1 protein-coding gene is annotated in these 446 nt (G+C 39.9%); it reads right to left on the bottom strand.

Going from position 1 to position 446, the window contains the following annotated elements:
* Nucleotides 1-446, bottom strand: a 446-nt coding sequence (locus Q0954_RS34485; protein WP_299466774.1) for a transposase, incomplete at both ends; no start/stop codon positions are given.

Genomic DNA, 446 nt, shown 5'->3' with positions numbered 1-446 from the left:
TAAATGAGAGAAATAAGGTTTTTAACCACATTGTAGTCAGGTATCCTATTGTCTTCCCAGCCCAAGACCTCCTTACAAAACTTGAATACACCTTCAATCTTGGCTCTCTTGCAGTACAGTTCAAATACCATTTGCGCCATTTGAAGCTGATCAACCTGTATATTAGTAATAAGCAACATGGGGTTTTTGAAAATATTCCGCCCAGTACGGTCAAAGAAGCGAATCTTTACCACACTATACGCCTTGCCTTTGATTTCTACTTCATTCCACTCAAAAATACCCTTTGCATCCTGATAGGTCTTGCCCTGTAAAGTCATTTTCTGATAATGAACCTCCTCTCCCTGAAAAAACTGCTGATGCCTCAGCTTGATTTTCTTTTCCTTGCCCTTACTACACATTTGCAATTCATTGGAAACCCTATTAAGCTTGCTGCGAACCACAAACAG

Source organism: uncultured Microscilla sp. (assembly GCF_947493425.1).
In the GTDB taxonomy this organism is placed as follows: Bacteria; Bacteroidota; Bacteroidia; order Cytophagales; family Microscillaceae; genus Microscilla.
The sequence above is the reverse complement of the archived record's forward strand: the minus strand, read 5'-3'. Positions and strand labels throughout refer to the sequence as shown.